This window comes from Actinomadura craniellae, assembly GCF_003289645.1.
Classification (GTDB): domain Bacteria; phylum Actinomycetota; class Actinomycetes; order Streptosporangiales; family Streptosporangiaceae; genus Actinomadura_D; species Actinomadura_D craniellae.
In genome coordinates this window covers 26,534-41,778 of sequence record NZ_QLYX01000012.1, presented here as the reverse complement: position 1 = coordinate 41,778, position 15,245 = coordinate 26,534, and the positions used below count along the sequence as shown (strand labels likewise).

10 protein-coding genes are annotated in these 15,245 nt (G+C 72.2%); 5 read left to right on the top strand and 5 right to left on the bottom strand.

Annotated features, from left to right (window positions below):
- Nucleotides 1-16 precede the first annotated feature (16 nt).
- The 3 genes from DPM19_RS23600 to DPM19_RS23590 are packed head-to-tail and all read left to right on the top strand — an operon-like array spanning nucleotide 17 to nucleotide 6,621.
- Nucleotides 17-4,612, top strand: a complete 4,596-nt coding sequence (locus DPM19_RS23600; protein WP_158566872.1) for a non-ribosomal peptide synthetase family protein — start codon at nucleotides 17-19, stop codon at nucleotides 4,610-4,612.
- A gap of 21 nt (nucleotides 4,613-4,633) precedes the next feature.
- The gene (locus tag DPM19_RS23595; protein ID WP_233510671.1) at nucleotides 4,634-6,082 is read left to right on the top strand and encodes an FAD-dependent oxidoreductase; all 1,449 of its coding nucleotides are present in this window, start codon (nucleotides 4,634-4,636) and stop codon (nucleotides 6,080-6,082) included.
- A gap of 26 nt (nucleotides 6,083-6,108) precedes the next feature.
- Complete coding sequence (locus tag DPM19_RS23590; RefSeq protein WP_111870193.1) at nucleotides 6,109-6,621, top strand: pyridoxamine 5'-phosphate oxidase family protein; 513 nt, start codon at nucleotides 6,109-6,111, stop codon at nucleotides 6,619-6,621.
- Between the two features lie 45 nt (nucleotides 6,622-6,666).
- On the opposite strand, the gene DPM19_RS23585 is transcribed toward DPM19_RS23590, so the two are convergent.
- The 3 genes from DPM19_RS23585 to DPM19_RS23575 form a co-directional block, all read right to left on the bottom strand.
- Complete coding sequence (locus tag DPM19_RS23585; protein WP_233510670.1) at nucleotides 6,667-7,365, bottom strand: response regulator transcription factor; 699 nt, start codon at nucleotides 7,363-7,365, stop codon at nucleotides 6,667-6,669.
- 244 nt (nucleotides 7,366-7,609) lie between these two features.
- On the bottom strand, nucleotides 7,610-8,584 hold the full coding sequence (rfbB, locus tag DPM19_RS23580; RefSeq protein WP_111870191.1) for a dTDP-glucose 4,6-dehydratase: 975 nt from the start codon (nucleotides 8,582-8,584) through the stop codon (nucleotides 7,610-7,612).
- 191 nt (nucleotides 8,585-8,775) lie between these two features.
- On the bottom strand, nucleotides 8,776-9,594 hold the full coding sequence (locus tag DPM19_RS23575; protein ID WP_111870366.1) for a helix-turn-helix domain-containing protein: 819 nt from the start codon (nucleotides 9,592-9,594) through the stop codon (nucleotides 8,776-8,778).
- Nucleotides 9,595-9,735: 141 nt separating this feature from the next.
- On the opposite strand from DPM19_RS23575, the gene DPM19_RS23570 reads away from it, so the two are divergent.
- A complete protein-coding gene (locus tag DPM19_RS23570; protein WP_111870190.1) occupies nucleotides 9,736-10,743 on the top strand; it encodes an aldo/keto reductase in 1,008 nt (335 codons plus the stop codon).
- Nucleotides 10,744-10,790: 47 nt separating this feature from the next.
- On the opposite strand, the gene DPM19_RS23565 is transcribed toward DPM19_RS23570, so the two are convergent.
- Both DPM19_RS23565 and fusA read right to left on the bottom strand, forming a co-directional pair.
- Nucleotides 10,791-11,633 carry a dienelactone hydrolase family protein gene (locus DPM19_RS23565; RefSeq protein WP_233510669.1) on the bottom strand — a complete coding sequence of 281 codons (843 nt, stop codon included), beginning with the start codon at nucleotides 11,631-11,633 and terminating at the stop codon, nucleotides 10,791-10,793.
- 214 nt (nucleotides 11,634-11,847) lie between these two features.
- A complete protein-coding gene (gene fusA / locus DPM19_RS23560; RefSeq protein ID WP_111870188.1) occupies nucleotides 11,848-13,959 on the bottom strand; it encodes an elongation factor G in 2,112 nt (703 codons plus the stop codon).
- 258 nt (nucleotides 13,960-14,217) lie between these two features.
- Between fusA and DPM19_RS23555 the strand changes: the two genes are divergently transcribed.
- Nucleotides 14,218-15,222 carry an aldo/keto reductase gene (locus DPM19_RS23555; protein ID WP_111870187.1) on the top strand — a complete coding sequence of 335 codons (1,005 nt, stop codon included), beginning with the start codon at nucleotides 14,218-14,220 and terminating at the stop codon, nucleotides 15,220-15,222.
- The last annotated feature ends 23 nt before the right edge of the window (nucleotides 15,223-15,245 follow it).

Below are 15,245 nucleotides of genomic sequence, written 5' to 3'. Positions count from 1 at the left end.
TCGGAGGTGTTCGAAGGTGAACGATCTGCTGCTCGCCGTGGTACTCCAACGGTGGCGGGCGGTGACCGGAACGGCCGCCCCCGCGGCCGGAGACCGGTTCGCCGACCACGCCCCGCCCGCCGAGCCCCCCGCCGCCCTGGCCGCTGATCTGGCCGCTGATCTGGCCAGGGACCTGGCCGCTGATCTGGGGAGCGTGCTGGGCGTCCCGCTGACCGGGGACGACGTGGCCCGCTGCGGGACCGCCGCCGCGCTCGCCGAGCACATCGCGACCGTCCGGGACGACCGGGACGACCGGGCGCGGGAGGCCGACCTTCCGGAAGACCGCCTGCACCCGGCCTCGGACGGGCAGGCCGGCATCTGGTTCATCGGCCAGTACGCGGCCGACCCGACGGTCTACAACTCGCCGATCTCGATGCGCGTCCGGTCGGCGCTCGATCCCGCCCTGCTGGAGCGCGCGCTGCGCCGGGTGGTGGGCCGGCACGAGAGCCTGCGCACCACCTTCGAGCTGGTCGACGGCACGGTGATGCAACGCATCTCGGCCGAGCCGGAGGTCCGGTTCGAGGTCGCCGACGCCCCGGCCGGGGCCGACCTGAACCGGCTGGTGGACGACGTCGCGCGGACCGACTTCGACCTGCGCCACGGCCCGCTGCTGCGGGTGGTGTGCGCCCGGCGGGGGCCCGGCGACACCCGGCTGCTCTGCAACGTCCACCACGCGGTGTTCGACGGCTTCTCCTGGCAGGTCTTCCTGCCCGAGCTGTTCGCCGCGTACCGGGACCTGGCGGAAGGGCGGGAGCCGGGCGGCACCGACCGTCCCTGGCAGTTCCGCGACGTCCAGGACCGGCCGGGCGGGCCCGCGGCGGAGGAGTCCCTGACCTACTGGAAGGACAAGCTCGGCGGGGTCGCTCCCCTGCTCGACCTGCCGCTGGACCGGCCCCGGCCGCCGGTGCAGGCGTTCGCGGGCGGGGCGGTGCCCTTCGCGGTCCCCGAGCGGACCCTGCGCGGGCTGCGGGAACGGGCCCGCGCCGAGGGCGTCACCCCGCTGATGTTCCTGCTCGCCGCGTACGCGGTCTTCCTGCACAAGCACACCGGCCGGCGGGAGCTGCCGGTGGGCATGCCGGCCTCGCTGCGCGACCGGCCGGAGGCCCAGACGGTCGTCGGGCACCTGATCAACACGGTCACGCTGCTGCCCCGCGTCACCGGCGACATGCCGGTGCGGGAACTGCTCGGCCAGGTCAAGACCGAGGTCGTGGAGTCGATGCGGCACCGGGCGCTGCCGTTCGAGAAGGTCGTCGAGGCGGTCAACCCCGGCCGGAGCACCGGCCACGCCCCGATCTTCCAGACCATGGTGACCCACCTGCGCAAGGACCGGCGCGCCTACCGGGTGCCGGGGCTGGACGTCGAGCCCTGGCGGCACGTCAGCCACGGCGCCAAGTACGACCTGGTCCTGCTCCTGGAGGAGGAACCGGACGAGGACACGGACCGGCTCGGCGGCGTCTTCGAGTACGACACGGCGCTGTTCCTGCCGGAGACCGTGCGGGCCATGGCGGAGCGGTTCCTGAACCTGCTGGCGGAGATGGCCGACCGGCCGGACGCCACCGTCGCCGACCTGCGGCTGCTCACCCCCCGCCAGGAGCGGGAACTGCTGGCCGCCTGGGACGCCCCCGCCGACGAGCGGGTGGGCCGGGAACCGGTCGCTGAGATCTTCCAGCGGCAGGCGCGGCGGACGCCCGACGCGACGGCGGTGGAGTTCGAGGACCGTGCCCTGACCTACCGGGAGCTCAACGAGTCGGCCAACCGGCTGGCCCGGGCGCTGCGCGGGCGCGGTGCCGCCGCCGGGGCACGGGTCGGGATCTTCCTGGACCGCGGCCCGGAGATGATCGTCGCCCTGCTGGCGGTGCTCAAGTCCGGCGCGGCCTACGTCCCGCTCGACCCGGCCTACCCGCAGGACCGGATCGAGTACATGCTCGCCGACTCCGCGGCCTCGGTCGTGGTCACCTGCGGTTCCCTGGCCGGGCGGCTGCCCGTCGGGACCTGCGTCTTCGACCTGGACGCCGGGGCGGGCCCGCACCCGGCGACCGACCCGCCGCGGTACAAGTCCCCGCGGGACGAGATCTACGTGGTGTACACCTCGGGCTCGACCGGGCGGCCGAAGGGCGTGATCATCAACGATCTCACCGTCGCCAACCTGGTCCACCGGCAGATCGACATCTCCGGCGCCAACGCCGCCGCCCGGACGTTGCAGTACATGTCCCTGTCCTTCGACGTCTCGGTCGAGGAGATCCTGGGCACGCTGTGCGCCGGCGGGACGCTGGTGGTGGTCGGCGAGGAGTTGCGGACCGACCTGCACCGGCTCGTCGCGTTCGTGGACGAGCGGCGGATCGCCCGGCTGTTCCTGCCCTACATCGCGCTGCACCAGATCGCCGGCCTGGTGGCGCGCAACCGCACCCCGCTGCCGCACCTGGCCGAGGTCTACTCGACCGGGGAGCAGCTGGTGGTCACGCCCGCGCTGCGGGAGATGTTCGCCCACCACACCGGCGCCCGGCTGTTCAACATCTACGGCCCGTCGGAGAGCCACCTGTGCACCGTCCACCGGCTGCCCGCCGACCCCGCCGCCTGGGGCGAGACCCCGCCCATCGGGCACGCGGTGACCGGCGTGAAGCTGCCGGTACTGGACGAGCACCGGCGGCCCGTGCCGTTCGGGGTGCCCGGCGAGCTGTACGTGGGCGGGGACATCCTGTCCCCCGGCTACAACGGCCTGCCCGAGCAGACCCGGGAACGGTTCCTGGCCGACCCGTTCGACCCCGGCGCCCGGCTCTACCGCACCGGCGACCTGGTCAAGTACACCGCCGACCACGAGCTGAACTACCTCGGCCGGGTGGACGACCAGGTGAAGGTGCGCGGCTACCGCGTCGAACCGGCCGAGATCGAGGCCGCGCTGAACGGGCTGGACTTCGTCGAGACCTCGGCGGTGGTCGCGGCCGACTTCGGGCCCGGCGACCGGCGGCTGATCGCGTACCTGGTCGCGGCGCGCCCCGCCCCGGCCGCCGAGCTGCGCCGGCTGCTCGGCGGGACCCTGCCCGACTACATGATCCCGTGGCGTTTCGCGTACCTGGACGCCGTCCCGACCACGCCCAGCGGCAAGATCGACCGCCGGGCGCTGCCCGCACCGGCCGACACCGCGCCACGCGGCCCGCGGGAGCACGCGCGGGAGCCGACCGCGACCGAGCGCCGGCTACTGGCGATCTGGAGCGGGCTGCTGGAGAGCGAGGACGTCGGGCTCGACGACGACTTCTTCGCCCTCGGCGGCCACTCGATCCTGGCCGTGCGGCTCATGCAGGCCGTGCGCGAGGAGTTCGGCGCCGACATCGCGCTGGGCACGCTGCTCGGCGCGCCGACGGTGGCGGGCATGGCGGCCCGGCTGTCCGGGGCCGGGGACGACCCGGGCGAGCCCGACCTGTGGGCCGACGTCCGGCTGCCGGACGGCCTGACGGCGGACGGCACCGCCCCGGCGGAGTCGCGGCACGTGCTGCTGACCGGCGCGACCGGCTTCCTCGGGATCTACCTGCTGCGCTCGCTGCTGGCCGCCGGCCGCACCGTGCACTGCCTGGTCCGGGCCGGCGACGCAGCCCAGGCCCGGTCGCGGCTGCTGGCCAACGCCCGCCGCTACGGGCTCGAAGCCGACCTGGACCCGGCGCGGATCGAGGTGGTACCCGGCGACCTGGCCGAGGACCGGTTCGGCCTGGACGCCGCGGCGTACGCGCGGCTCGCCGGGGAGGTCGGCGCGGTGTACCACGCGGCCGCGCACATCAACTTCGCCGCCCCCTACGCGTCGGTCAAGCCCACCAACGTGGACGGCTTCGTCCGCGTGCTGGAGTTCGCCGCCGAGCGCACCCGCAAGCCGGTGCACCACATGTCGACGCCGGCGGTGTTCTCCCCCCGGCAGCCGTCGGGGGTCGTCACCGAGGACGGCGTCCCGGCGGAGCCGCGCGGGCTCGGCATCGGCTACGCGCAGAGCAAGTGGGTCGCCGAGCGGCTGGCCCTGGCCGCGCGCGAGCGCGGGGTGCCGGTGACGATCCACCGGATCGGGCGGATCGGCGGGGACTCGGCCACCGGCGCCTGCCGGGCCGACGACTTCTTCTGGTTGCAGCTCAAGAGCTTCGTCGAGCTCGGGCTGGCCCCCGCCGAACCCGGGCCGCCGGTGGACCTGCTGCCGGTCGACTTCGTCGCCGACGCGGTCACCCGGCTGTCGCTGGCGGAGTCCGCACCGAACCGGACCCTGCATGTCTTCCACCCCGAGGGCCTGAGCTGGGACGCGGTGTTCGCGGCGATCCGGGCCGCCGGCTACGGGCTGGACCTGGTCCCGGCGGACGACTGGCTGGCCGCCCTGGCCGACCGCAGCGGCGAGGACGGCGGGTACTCGCTGGCCAGCCTCGTCCCGCTGTTCGAGGAGGGCGTGCTGGAGCTGGGCGACCACCTGTACACCAACGAGGCCACCGCCCGGGAGCTGCGGGCGCTGGGGACGGAGTTCCCCGCGGCCGACGGGGCCTGGATCACCGCGATGATCGGCTACTTCCGGGCGACCGGAGAGCTCGCAACCGTCCCGGCTCCGTGATCGACCGGAAAGGACCGCACCGTGCCACACGCCATCCGCAAGCCACGAGCGATCATCGTCGGAGCCGGTCCCGTCGGGTGCCTCACGGCCATCGAGCTGCGCCGGCGGAACTTCGACGTCAGCCTGTACGAGAAGTGCCCGGCCTTCGACGAGGGCCCGGCCCCCACAGGGCATTCGTTCAACCTGACGCTCACCTCCCGGGGGCTGAACTGCCTCGGCCCGCAGCAGCGCGCCGCGCTGTACGCCGCGGGGGTGGTGCTGTCCCAGCGCATCGTGCACCACCGGGACGGCGGCGTCTCCTACCAGCCCTACGGGGTGCACCCCGACCACCACCTGCTGTCCATCCCGCGTTCGGTGCTGCACCGGACGCTGCTGCGGCAGGCCATGGCGGAGGGCGCGCGGGTGCATTACGGCCACACGTGCGTCGTCGCCGACTCGCGCCGGGCCGAGGCCACGTTCGTCACCGCGGACGGCGGCGTGTGCAGCGTCTCGGGCGACCTGCTCGTGGGCTGCGACGGAGCGAACAGCCTGCTGCGGCACGAGCTGTCCAAGTCCGGCGCCCGGATGCGGATCGAGCAGGGGTACATCCCGCACGGGCACGTCGAGATCGCCCTGGACACCGCCGACGAGCACCGGATGCGCTGGCGGCTGGGCGAGCCGGGGCGGCCCGAGAGCGGCCGCGCCGGCATGCACCTGTGGCCGCGCGGCGACCACTTCCTGCAGGCGCAACCCAACCGCGACGACACCTTCACCACCACGCTGTTCATGCCGCTGGAGGGCGGCGGGCGGGACCTGCGGTTCCGGTCGCTGGGTGACCGGCCGGCGGTGCGGGACCTGTTCGACCGCGAGTTCGGCGACATCGCGCCGGCGCTGCCCCGGGTGGCCGAGGACGTGCTCGGCACCCGCCCCGCCCAGCTCAAGGTCGTCCGGTGCACCCCGTACCACGACGAGCGGGCCGTCCTGCTGGGCGATGCGGCGCACACGATCGTCCCGTTCTACGGGCAGGGCATCAACTGCTCCTTTGAGGACGTCTCGGTGCTGTGCTCGCTGCTGGACCGGCACGCCGCCGGCGACCCGGTGGCGGGCGTCACCCGGGCGGTCGCGGAGTACAGCGAGCTGCGCGTCGCCCCCGGCCACGCGATCACCGACCTGTCGCTGGCCAACCTGGAGGAGCTGAGCGCCCGGGTGGACGACGAGCGCTTCCACGCCCGCAAGCGGCTGGAACGCCTGCTCGGCCGGCGCTGCCCGGGCGACTTCATGCCGCTCTACCAGATGGTCGCCTTCACCCACATGCCCTACCACGAGGTCGTCCGGCGGCAGGCGTGGCAGGACGACATCCTCGACCGGCTCTGCGCGGGGCACGACCTGCGCACCGAGATCGAACGGATCATCGCGGCCTACCCGGCGCTGGCCCGCGGCGACCGTTCCGGGGCCTACTCCGTGCCCGCACCGCGAGAGCGGTCGGCGTGACCGTCCGCAAGGAGAGGAGTTCTCACATGGCGAAGGAACCGTTCGACGTCGAGCTGGACCTGCGGTTCAGCAGGGAAGGCGCGTCGGCCGCCCCGTGGAGCGAGGGGCGCCGGCTGCTGGCCGAGGCGGAGCTGTACTGGCTGACGACCCTCCGCCCGGACGGGCGGCCGCACACCACTCCGCTGGTCGCGGTCTGGCACGCCGACCGGATGTACTTCTGCTCGGGGCCGGGCGAGCGCAAGGTCGGGAACCTGTCGGGCGACTCCCGATGCATCCTGATGACCGGGTGCAACCGGCTGCGCAGCGGGCTCGACATCGTCCTGGAGGGCGACGCGGTCCGGGTGACCGACGACGCCGAGCTGGGGCGGGTGGCCGAGGTGTACCGGGCCAAGTACTCCGAGGAGTGGCACTTCAAGGTCCGGGACGGGGCCTTCCACGGCATGGTCGGCGAGACGTGGGTCTACGCGCTGGCACCGGTGACCGTGTTCGGCTTCGGCAAGGACGAGTTCTCCCAGACCCGGTGGCGGTTCGCGGCCTGAGCCGAGCCGGTCGGGGCCGCCGACCGGGCGGCGGCCCCGACCGGCTCACGGGCCGCCGAAGCGGAACCCCACGCCGCGGACGGTGGTGATCCAGCCGCCCCCGCCCAGCTTGCCGCGCAGGCTGCTGACGTGCGTGTCGATGGTTCGGCTGGCCTGCGGGCTCACGTCCGCCTCGGCGGGGTGGTCCCAGATCTCGGTCATCAGCTCCTCGCGGGAGAAGACCTTCTCGGGCTCGGCCGCCAGCAGGCGCAGCAGGTCGAACTCCTTGCGGGTGGTGCCGACCAGCCGGTCGTGCAGGCGGACCTCGCGGGCGACGGAGTCGATCGACAGCGGGCCCAGCGAGAGCCGCTGCCCGTCCTGCCGTCCGGGCTCGCCGTCGGTGACCCGCACCCGCCGCATGACGGCGTTGATCCGGGCGACCAGTTCCCGGGAGCGGTACGGCTTCTCGATGCAGTCGTCACAGCCGGCCTCCAGGCACAGCACCTGGTCCAGTTCGGACGGCTGCGAGGTGAAACCGATGATCGGGATGTCGCTGGTGGCGCGGATCGTCCGGCAGACCGCCAGCCCGTCGAGGTCGGGAAGGTCGACGTCCAGCAGGAGCACGTCGTAGTCGGCGTACTCCTCCATCGCTCCCGTTCCGGACTTGGCGGCGTGCGCGTCGAACCCGTGCCAGCGCATGTCCTCGACCAGGTAGGCGACCGCGGAGCAGTCCGCCACCACGAGGATCCGGATCGGCTGTTCCACGGCCTCGGTGCCGGCCGAATGATTGAAGAGTGAACCATTTGATCCGATGACCGGAGTGAATGGTTCTTCGGTCCGGTGTGGGGCACCCCGTTTCGGCTCGGATCCGTTCGATCGCACCCCTGCCTCCCCTCGTCGCCTTCTTTTCGCGGAGCGCTCATGTCGAGTGGCCGCGGTGCGGACGCGGCCGCTCGGCATCCGGCAGGGGTACCCATTTCATATTGTCTTACAACAAAACGGTAAATCGTCACCCGGCGTGCTTGAGCGGAGCCCACCAGTCATGGTGCTCCCGGTACCAGGCGACCGTCTCGCCGAGGCCGGCGGCGAAGTCCGTGCGCGGGCGGTAGCCCAGCTCGTCGCGCGCCTTCGTCCAGTCGGTCGAGTACCTCAGGTCGTGCCCGAGCCGGTCCGGCACGTGCTCCACCATGTGCCGGCCCGCCCCGCACGCCGCCAGCAGCATCCCGGTCAGCTCGCGGTTGGTCAGTTCGGTGCCGCCGCCGAGGTTGTAGATCTCGCCCGGGGAGCCGCCGGTGCGCACCAGCTCCACCCCCCGGACGTGGTCGCCGACGTGCAGCCACTCCCGGACGTTGCGGCCGTCGCCGTACAGCGGCACCTTCCGCCCCTCCAGCAGGTTGGTCACGAACAGCGGGATGACCTTCTCCGGGAACTGGTGCGGCCCGTAGTTGTTGCAGCACCGGGTCACCCGCACGTCCAGACCGTGGGTGTGGTGGTAGGACAACGCGACCAGGTCGCTGGACGCCTTGGACGCCGCATACGGTGAATTCGGCTGCACGGGGTGGTCCTCGGTCCAGGAGCCCGCCGTGATGGACCCGTAGACCTCGTCGGTGGAAATGTGCACGAACCGTTCCAGGCCATGCCGCAGCGCCGCGTTCAACAGGGTCTGGGTGCCCAGCACATTGGTGCGCACGAACGTGTCCGCGCCGAACAGCGAGCGGTCCACATGTGATTCGGCGGCGAAGTGCACCACCTGGTCGGCCCGCCGGACCAGGCCGTCGACCAGGCGCGCGTCGCAGATGTCACCGCGCACGAAGGTCAGCCGCCGATCGTCGCGGACCTCCCGCAGGTTGTTCGGATTACCCGCGTAGGTCAGTTTGTCCAGCACGGTCACGCGCACTTCTTCATGCTTCCCTTCGAGCACCGAGCGCACGTAATGCGAGCCGATGAAACCGGCTCCTCCGGTGACCAGTATTCTCGTGACCATAAGCGATCCGCACCGCCCGTCCATATCCTGGTGTCAGGTGTTTTCCACCCTTGCGGACTGCGCGATCCGCAGTCAACTCGGCAACTACAAGAAATGTATAATTCAGCCGGCGCACAATACGGTACCGAGCCACACCCATTGGTGTGAGAATCTTTCGGGCACGCCGTGGCCGGCCCGGTTCCCGGCGGCGCTCAGCCCGCGGTGAGGTGGTCGAGCGCGGTCGATGCGGCGTCGTCGGCCGGGAGGTAGACGACCAGGCGCTGCTCGTCGGCGTCGGGCAGTTCGAGGCTCTCGTAGGCCAGCCGCAACTCGCCCGCCACCGGGTGCGCCCACCGCTCGACGCCGGTGTACCCGGGGAGGGCGCCCGGGGCGGTGAACCGGTCACCGAACGAGGCGCCGGCCGCGGCCGTCAACTCCTTGGCGAGGTCCGCGGCGTACGGGTCGCCGAGCGCCGCCGCGGCCCGCAGCGCGGCCGCCCGCTCGTCGGCGACCCGCTCCCAGTCGGGGTAGACGGTCCGGGCCCGGTCGTCGGTGAACACGAACCGGGCGAGGTGCGGCGGCCGGACGTCCAGCAGCCCGACGGGGGCGGCGAGCCGCTCGTACCCGGTCGTCCAGGCGAGCACCTCGCCCAGCCGGTCGGCCACGATCGCCGGGGCGGGTTCGAGCCGGTCGAGCAGCGCCCGCACGGTGGGGCGCACCGTGCGAGCCGGCGGCCCGGCCCACTGGCAGCGGCCGTCGCCCGACTTGACCAGGCGGTGCATGTGGACCGTCTCGTCCGCGGACAGGCTCAGCGCCTCGGCGAGCGCACCGATGATCTCGGGCGAGGGGCGCCGGTCGCGCCCCTGCTCCAGCCGGGTGAGGTACTCCACGCTGACCCCGGCGAGCGTGGCCAGCTCGGCCCGGCGCAGCCCGGGCGTGCGGCGCCGCGACCCGTTCGGAAACCCCGCCTCGGCGGGCGCGACGGCCTCCCGCCGGGAACGCAGGAAGGCCCCCAGCTCACTGCCTGCCATGCCGGGCAGCCTACCCGCCACGGAGCCGGTTCCGGCGATCATGGCCCTGGGAGGACCAGTCTCACCGCGGCCTCCCTCCGCGCTGCCCCGACCGGCAGGCTCGGCTGCCATGAGCACCTTCACCGAAGGCTAGGAGGACCCGTGCGTTACCGACTGCTGGGCCGGACCGGGCTGCGCGTGTCCGAGCTGTTCTTCGGCGCGATGACCTTCCACGACCGGGAGAACGCGGACGCGGTCCGGGAGTACCGCGCCATGATCGACACCTATGCCGACGCCGGCGGCAACGTCATCGACACCGCCTCGGCGTACGGCGACAGCGAGAGCATCCTCGGCGAGCTGCTGGACGGCCGCCGCGACCGCTTCGTCCTCGCCACGAAGTACTCGATCTCCCGTGACCGGAGCGACCCGAACGCCGCCGGCAACCACCGCAAGAACCTCACCCTGTCCCTGGAGCGGAGCCTGCGGCAGCTGCGCACCGACCACATCGACCTCTACTGGGTGCACTTCTGGGACCGGCACACCCCGATCGAGGAGACGATGCGCGCGCTGGACGACGCCGTCCGCGCCGGGAAGATCCTGTACGTGGGCATCTCCGACGCCCCCGCCTGGGTGGTCAGCCGCGCCAACACCCTGGCGGAGTGGCACGGCTGGACCCCGTTCGCGGGCCTCCAGGTGCCCTACAACCTGCTCCAGCGCGACGTGGAGCGGGAGTTGCTGCCGATGGCGGAGGCGCTCGGGCTGAGCGTGGCCGCCTGGGCCCCGCTCGCCCGCGGCGTCCTGTCGGGAAAGTTCCTCGACCCCGGCGGCGCCGGCCCCCGGACCGACCCCGCCACCCTCACCCCCCGGGACCACGCCGTCGCACGCGCCGTCCGGAAGGCCGCCGCCGACCTGGGCGTCCCCGCCGCCCAGGTGGCGCTCGCCTGGCTGCGAACCCGGTCGAGCGCCGTGCACCCGCTCGTCGGCGCGAGCAGCGTCGCCCAGCTCACCGAGAACCTCGGCTCGGTCGACGTCGCCCTGCCCGCGGAGACGGCCGAGCAGTTGGCGGCGGCGGCGGAGTTCGACCTGGGTTTCCCGGGCGCCTTCCTCGCCGAGTGCGAAACGAACCCCTGGGTGGCCGGCGAATCCTGGGCGAGGCTCACCGGCCGCTGACCGGGTGGCGGCCGCCTCGCGCCGGCCGCCACCGGTGGGAGCGCGGATCAGGTGTGCGGGCAGGTGCTGTGGTACTCGACGAGGTCGCTGCCGGAGGGCGTCGGGCACAGGAACTGGTCGTAGCGGGTGTCGTCATCGACGAAGCGCTTCAGCCAGGACAGGACGAACTTCCCGACCACCGGGGTTCCCGTGCCGACGTTGACGTGTCCGGTGCCCACGGGCCGGAGGTAGGCCTTCTCCGGGGCCTGGGTGATGCTGGTGTAGAACCGCTGGGAGTGCTGGTCGTTGGGCGCGATGAAGTCGTTCTGGGCGCCGATGACCATGGTGGGGACCCGGATGTTCGACCAGTTCTTGTTGGTGTGCCAGCCGCCCAGCGGGATGGCCGCCTGGAGGTCGGGCCGGCTGTCGGCCGCGCGCAGGGCGCCACCGCCGCCCATCGAGTGCCCGATCACCGAGAGCCGGCCGGGGTCGAGCCGCTGGCGCACGGCCGCCGGGCTCTGCGTGGCCAGGTAGTTCAGCGCGGCCAGAAGCTGCTCGCCGCGGCTGTCGGGCTGGTCTCCTGGGTTATTGGTCGAAATGGTGATGACCACGAAGCCGTTCGAGGCCAGTTTTGGCCCCAGCCAGGCGATGAGGATTTCGGGCGAGAGGAAGCCCGGTGAGACCGCGACACCGCCGAAGGTGCCCTGGCCGGTGTCGGTCGGGTAGTAGATCGTGCCCGAACCGAAGCCGGCGCCCGGCACGCTCACCTGGGCGTACTGGAACGGGCCGGTCGAGGCCCGGACGCTCGTCTCGGTGGGGGCGGGTCCGCGCTCGTAGGGGCTCTGGGCGGAGTGGGCGGCCGGAGCGGCGACCAGACCGAGGGTGAGGACGGCTGCGGACTGCAGCGCCATGAACCATTTTCGTGGACGTCTCGAACGTGTGCGCATCGGGAAGGCCGGCCTTCCTGTGGGGGGCGGGAATGTGCAGCGATTGTCGCTCTGTACCGTCCCGGATGCGTCAGACGAATATTCAATTCAAAAAGCGCGAATTATCAGGTAGGTACAACCCGTTGCGCACCGCGCGGGGCCGCCCGGGTGCATGCACCCGGGCGGCCCCGCACTCCGTTCAGCCGGCCGCCGTGATCCGCTCGGCGACGTTCCGCGGCACTTCGGCGTAGGAGTCGAACTGCATCGAGTAGGCGGCGCGACCCGAGGTCGCGCTGCGGAGGTCTCCCACGTACCCGAACATCTCCGACAGGGGCACCAGGGCCTCGACGACCCGGGCGCCGGAGCGCTCCCGCATGCCGCCGACCTGGCCGCGGCGGGCGTTGACGTCACCGACGACCGCGCCCAGGTACTCCTCGGGGGTGATGACCTCCACGGCCATCACCGGTTCGAGCAGCGCGGGCGAGGCCCGGCGCACGGCCTCCTTGAAGGCCTGCGCACCGGCGATCTTGAACGCGAGCTCGGACGAGTCGTACTCGTGGTGGGCACCGTCGAGCAGGATGACGCGCACGCCCGTCATCTCGTAGCCGGCCAGGACGCCGAACTGCATCGCCTCCTGGCAGCCCGCGTCCACGGCGGGGATGAACTCCCGCGGGATGCGGCCGCCGGTGACCCGGTTCACGAACTCGTACGAGGCCTCGCCGCCCTCGATCGGCTCGACCGAGATCTGCACCCGGGCGAACTGCCCCTTGCCTCCCGTCTGCTTCTTGTGCGTGTGGTCGACCTTCTCGACCGCCCGGCGGATGGTCTCCCGGTAGGCGACCCGGGGCCGGCCGACATCGGCCTCGACCCGGAACTCCTCCTTCATCCGGTCGATGAGGATCTCCAGATGGAGTTCGCCCATGCCGCCGATGACGGTCTGGCCGGTCTCGGCGTCGGCGTGCACCTGGAAGGACGGATCCTCCTCGGCCAGCCGCCCGATGGCCTCGGCCAGTTTCTCCCGGTCGCCCTTGGACCTGGGCTCGATGGCGACCTCGATGACCGGGGCCGGGAAGTCCATCGACTCCAGGGTCACCGGGTGCCGCTCGTCGCACAGCGTCTCACCGGTGGTGGTCTGCTTCAGGCCCATGACGGCGACGATGTCGCCGGCGCCCGCCGAGCCGATCTCCTCGCGCTTGTCCGCGTGGATGCGGTAGATCTTGCCGATCCGCTCCTTCCGTCCCTTGATCGGGTTCAGCACCGCGGTGCCGGACTCCAGGCGGCCCGAATAGATCCGGACGAACGTGAGCCTGCCGAGATGCCGGTCGCTCATGACCTTGAACGCCAGCGCGGACAGCGGTTCGGCGTCGGACGGCTCCCGCCGCACGGCCCGCCCCGCGGCGTGCCCCTCGATCCCCTCGACGGCCCCGATGTCGAGCGGGGACGGCAGGTAGCGCACGACCGCGTCCAGCAGCGGCTGCACGCCCTTGTTCCGGAAGGCGGTGCCGCAGAGCACCGGGGTGATCGTGACGCCGGTGGACCCGCCGGAGGCGATCGTGACCCGGCGGATCGCGGCGTGCAGCTGTTCCGCGGCGGGCTCGGTGCCCTCCAGGTACAGCTCCATGATCTCCTCGTCGTGCTCGGCGAGCGTGTCGACGAGCCGGCCGCGCCACCGGGCGGCGGCCTCGGCGTGCGAGGCCGGGATCCCGACGGCGTCGTAGGACCGCGTGTGGTCGGCGGGCCAGACGAGCGCCCGCATCTCGACCAGGTCGACGACGCCGGTGAAGCCGGCCTCGGCGCCCAGCGGAAGCTGCACGACCAGCGGCACCGCCCCGAGCCGATCGACGATCATGTCGACGCAGCGGTGGAAGTCGGCCCCGGCGCGGTCGAGCTTGTTCACGAAACAGATGCGCGGGACGCCGTAGCGGTCGGCCTGCCGCCAGACGGTCTCCGACTGCGGCTCGACTCCGGCGACGCCGTCGAACACCGTCACGGCACCGTCGAGCACGCGCAGGCAGCGTTCCACCTCGATGGTGAAGTCGACGTGGCCCGGGGTGTCGATGATGTTGACGGTGTGTTCGGTGCCGTCCAGCGCCCAGTGGCAGGTCGTCGCGGCGGAGGTGATGGTGATGCCGTGATCCCGCTCCTGTTTCATCCAGTCCATGGTGGCGGCGCCGTCGTGGACCTCGCCGATCCGGTACGAGACCCCCGTGTAGAACAGGATGCGCTCGGTGGTCGTCGTCTTCCCTGCGTCAATGTGGGCAATGATCCCGATATTGCGGACATGGGTCAGGTCCAGGAATGTGGCGACCATCGTGCATCATCCTCCTTCGGTTCTCGATCGGCGGTGGCCGGCGCGGGTCCGCACCCGGCGGCCACCCGAACTCGATCTCTCTACGGTGATCGCGACAGTAACCGGACATCCCGGAACGGTGCGAAGGGTTTTCCGGGCACTCGGGAACCCTCGACTTTTCATGATTTGAGGCGGTTCCACCGCGACCGATCGAGCACACCAACGAGAGAGGGGGACGCGACCTCAGGGGATCCGGGGGATCTTGAGGGGGGATCTGTCATGACACTGCCAACGCAGCCGCTCGGTACCACCAAGATGGACATCACCCGGGTGGGGTTCGGCGCCTGGGCGATCGGCGGCGCCGGCTGGACCTTCGGCTGGGGGACGCAGGACGACACGGAGTCGATCGCGGCGATCCGGTACGCGCTGGAGCACGGCGTCAACTGGATCGACACGGCCGCGGTGTACGGGCTCGGGCACTCCGAGGAGGTCGTCGCGCGGGCGCTGCAGGGCGTCCCCGAGGCCGACCGGCCCTACGTGTTCACCAAGTGCGGCATGGTCTGGGACCCGGCCGACCGCTCCGCCGAGCCCCGCCGGATCGGGGCGCCGGAGAGCATCCGGCGGGAGGTGGAGGACTCGCTGCGCCGCCTGGGCGTCGAGCGCATCGACCTCTACCAGATGCACTGGCCGCCCGACGACGGAACGCCGCTGGAGGACTACTGGGGGACGATGCTGGGCCTCAAGACCGAAGGCAAGATCCGCGCGGCGGGGCTGTCCAACCACGACGTCTCCCGGCTGGAGACCGCCGAGAAGATCGGGCACGTCGACTCGCTCCAGCCGCCGTTCTCGGCGATCCACCGCTCCGCGGCCGCCGAGATCGAGTGGTGCGCCGCGCACGGCACCGGCGTCATCGTCTACTCGCCCATGCAGTCGGGCCTGCTGACCGGGGCGTTCTCCCGGGAGCGCGCCGCGGCCCTGCCTCCCGACGACTGGCGTTCGGGCCACCCCGACTTCACCACCGGGCTGGACGCCAACCTGGCGCTCGCCGCCGCGCTGCCGCCGGTCGCGGAGCGGCACGGTGTCCCGGTCTCCGCGGTGGCGGTCGCGTGGACGCTGGCGTGGACCGGTGTGACGGGCGCGATCGTCGGTGCCCGCCGGCCTGACCAGATCGACGGCTGGCTGCCCGCCGCGGCGCTGCGGCTCACCCGGGCGGACCTGGACGAGATCGCCGCGGCCATCGAGCGCACCGGCGCGGGAGAGGGGCCGGCGCTCCCCTCCGGTTGATCATTAACCGGGCCGCAACAGCG

Excerpts from the sequence above, each read along its gene's own strand:
- DPM19_RS23590 (WP_111870193.1), top strand. The coding sequence starts at position 6,109 with ATGGCGAAGGAACCGTTCGACGTCGAGCTGGACCTGCGGTTCAGCAGG.
- rfbB (WP_111870191.1), bottom strand. The coding sequence starts at position 8,584 with ATGGTCACGAGAATACTGGTCACCGGAGGAGCCGGTTTCATCGGCTCG.
- DPM19_RS23575 (WP_111870366.1), bottom strand. The coding sequence starts at position 9,594 with ATGGCAGGCAGTGAGCTGGGGGCCTTCCTGCGTTCCCGGCGGGAGGCC.
- DPM19_RS23565 (WP_233510669.1), bottom strand. The coding sequence starts at position 11,633 with ATGGCGCTGCAGTCCGCAGCCGTCCTCACCCTCGGTCTGGTCGCCGCT.
- fusA (WP_111870188.1), bottom strand. The coding sequence starts at position 13,959 with ATGGTCGCCACATTCCTGGACCTGACCCATGTCCGCAATATCGGGATC.
- DPM19_RS23555 (WP_111870187.1), top strand. The coding sequence starts at position 14,218 with ATGACACTGCCAACGCAGCCGCTCGGTACCACCAAGATGGACATCACC.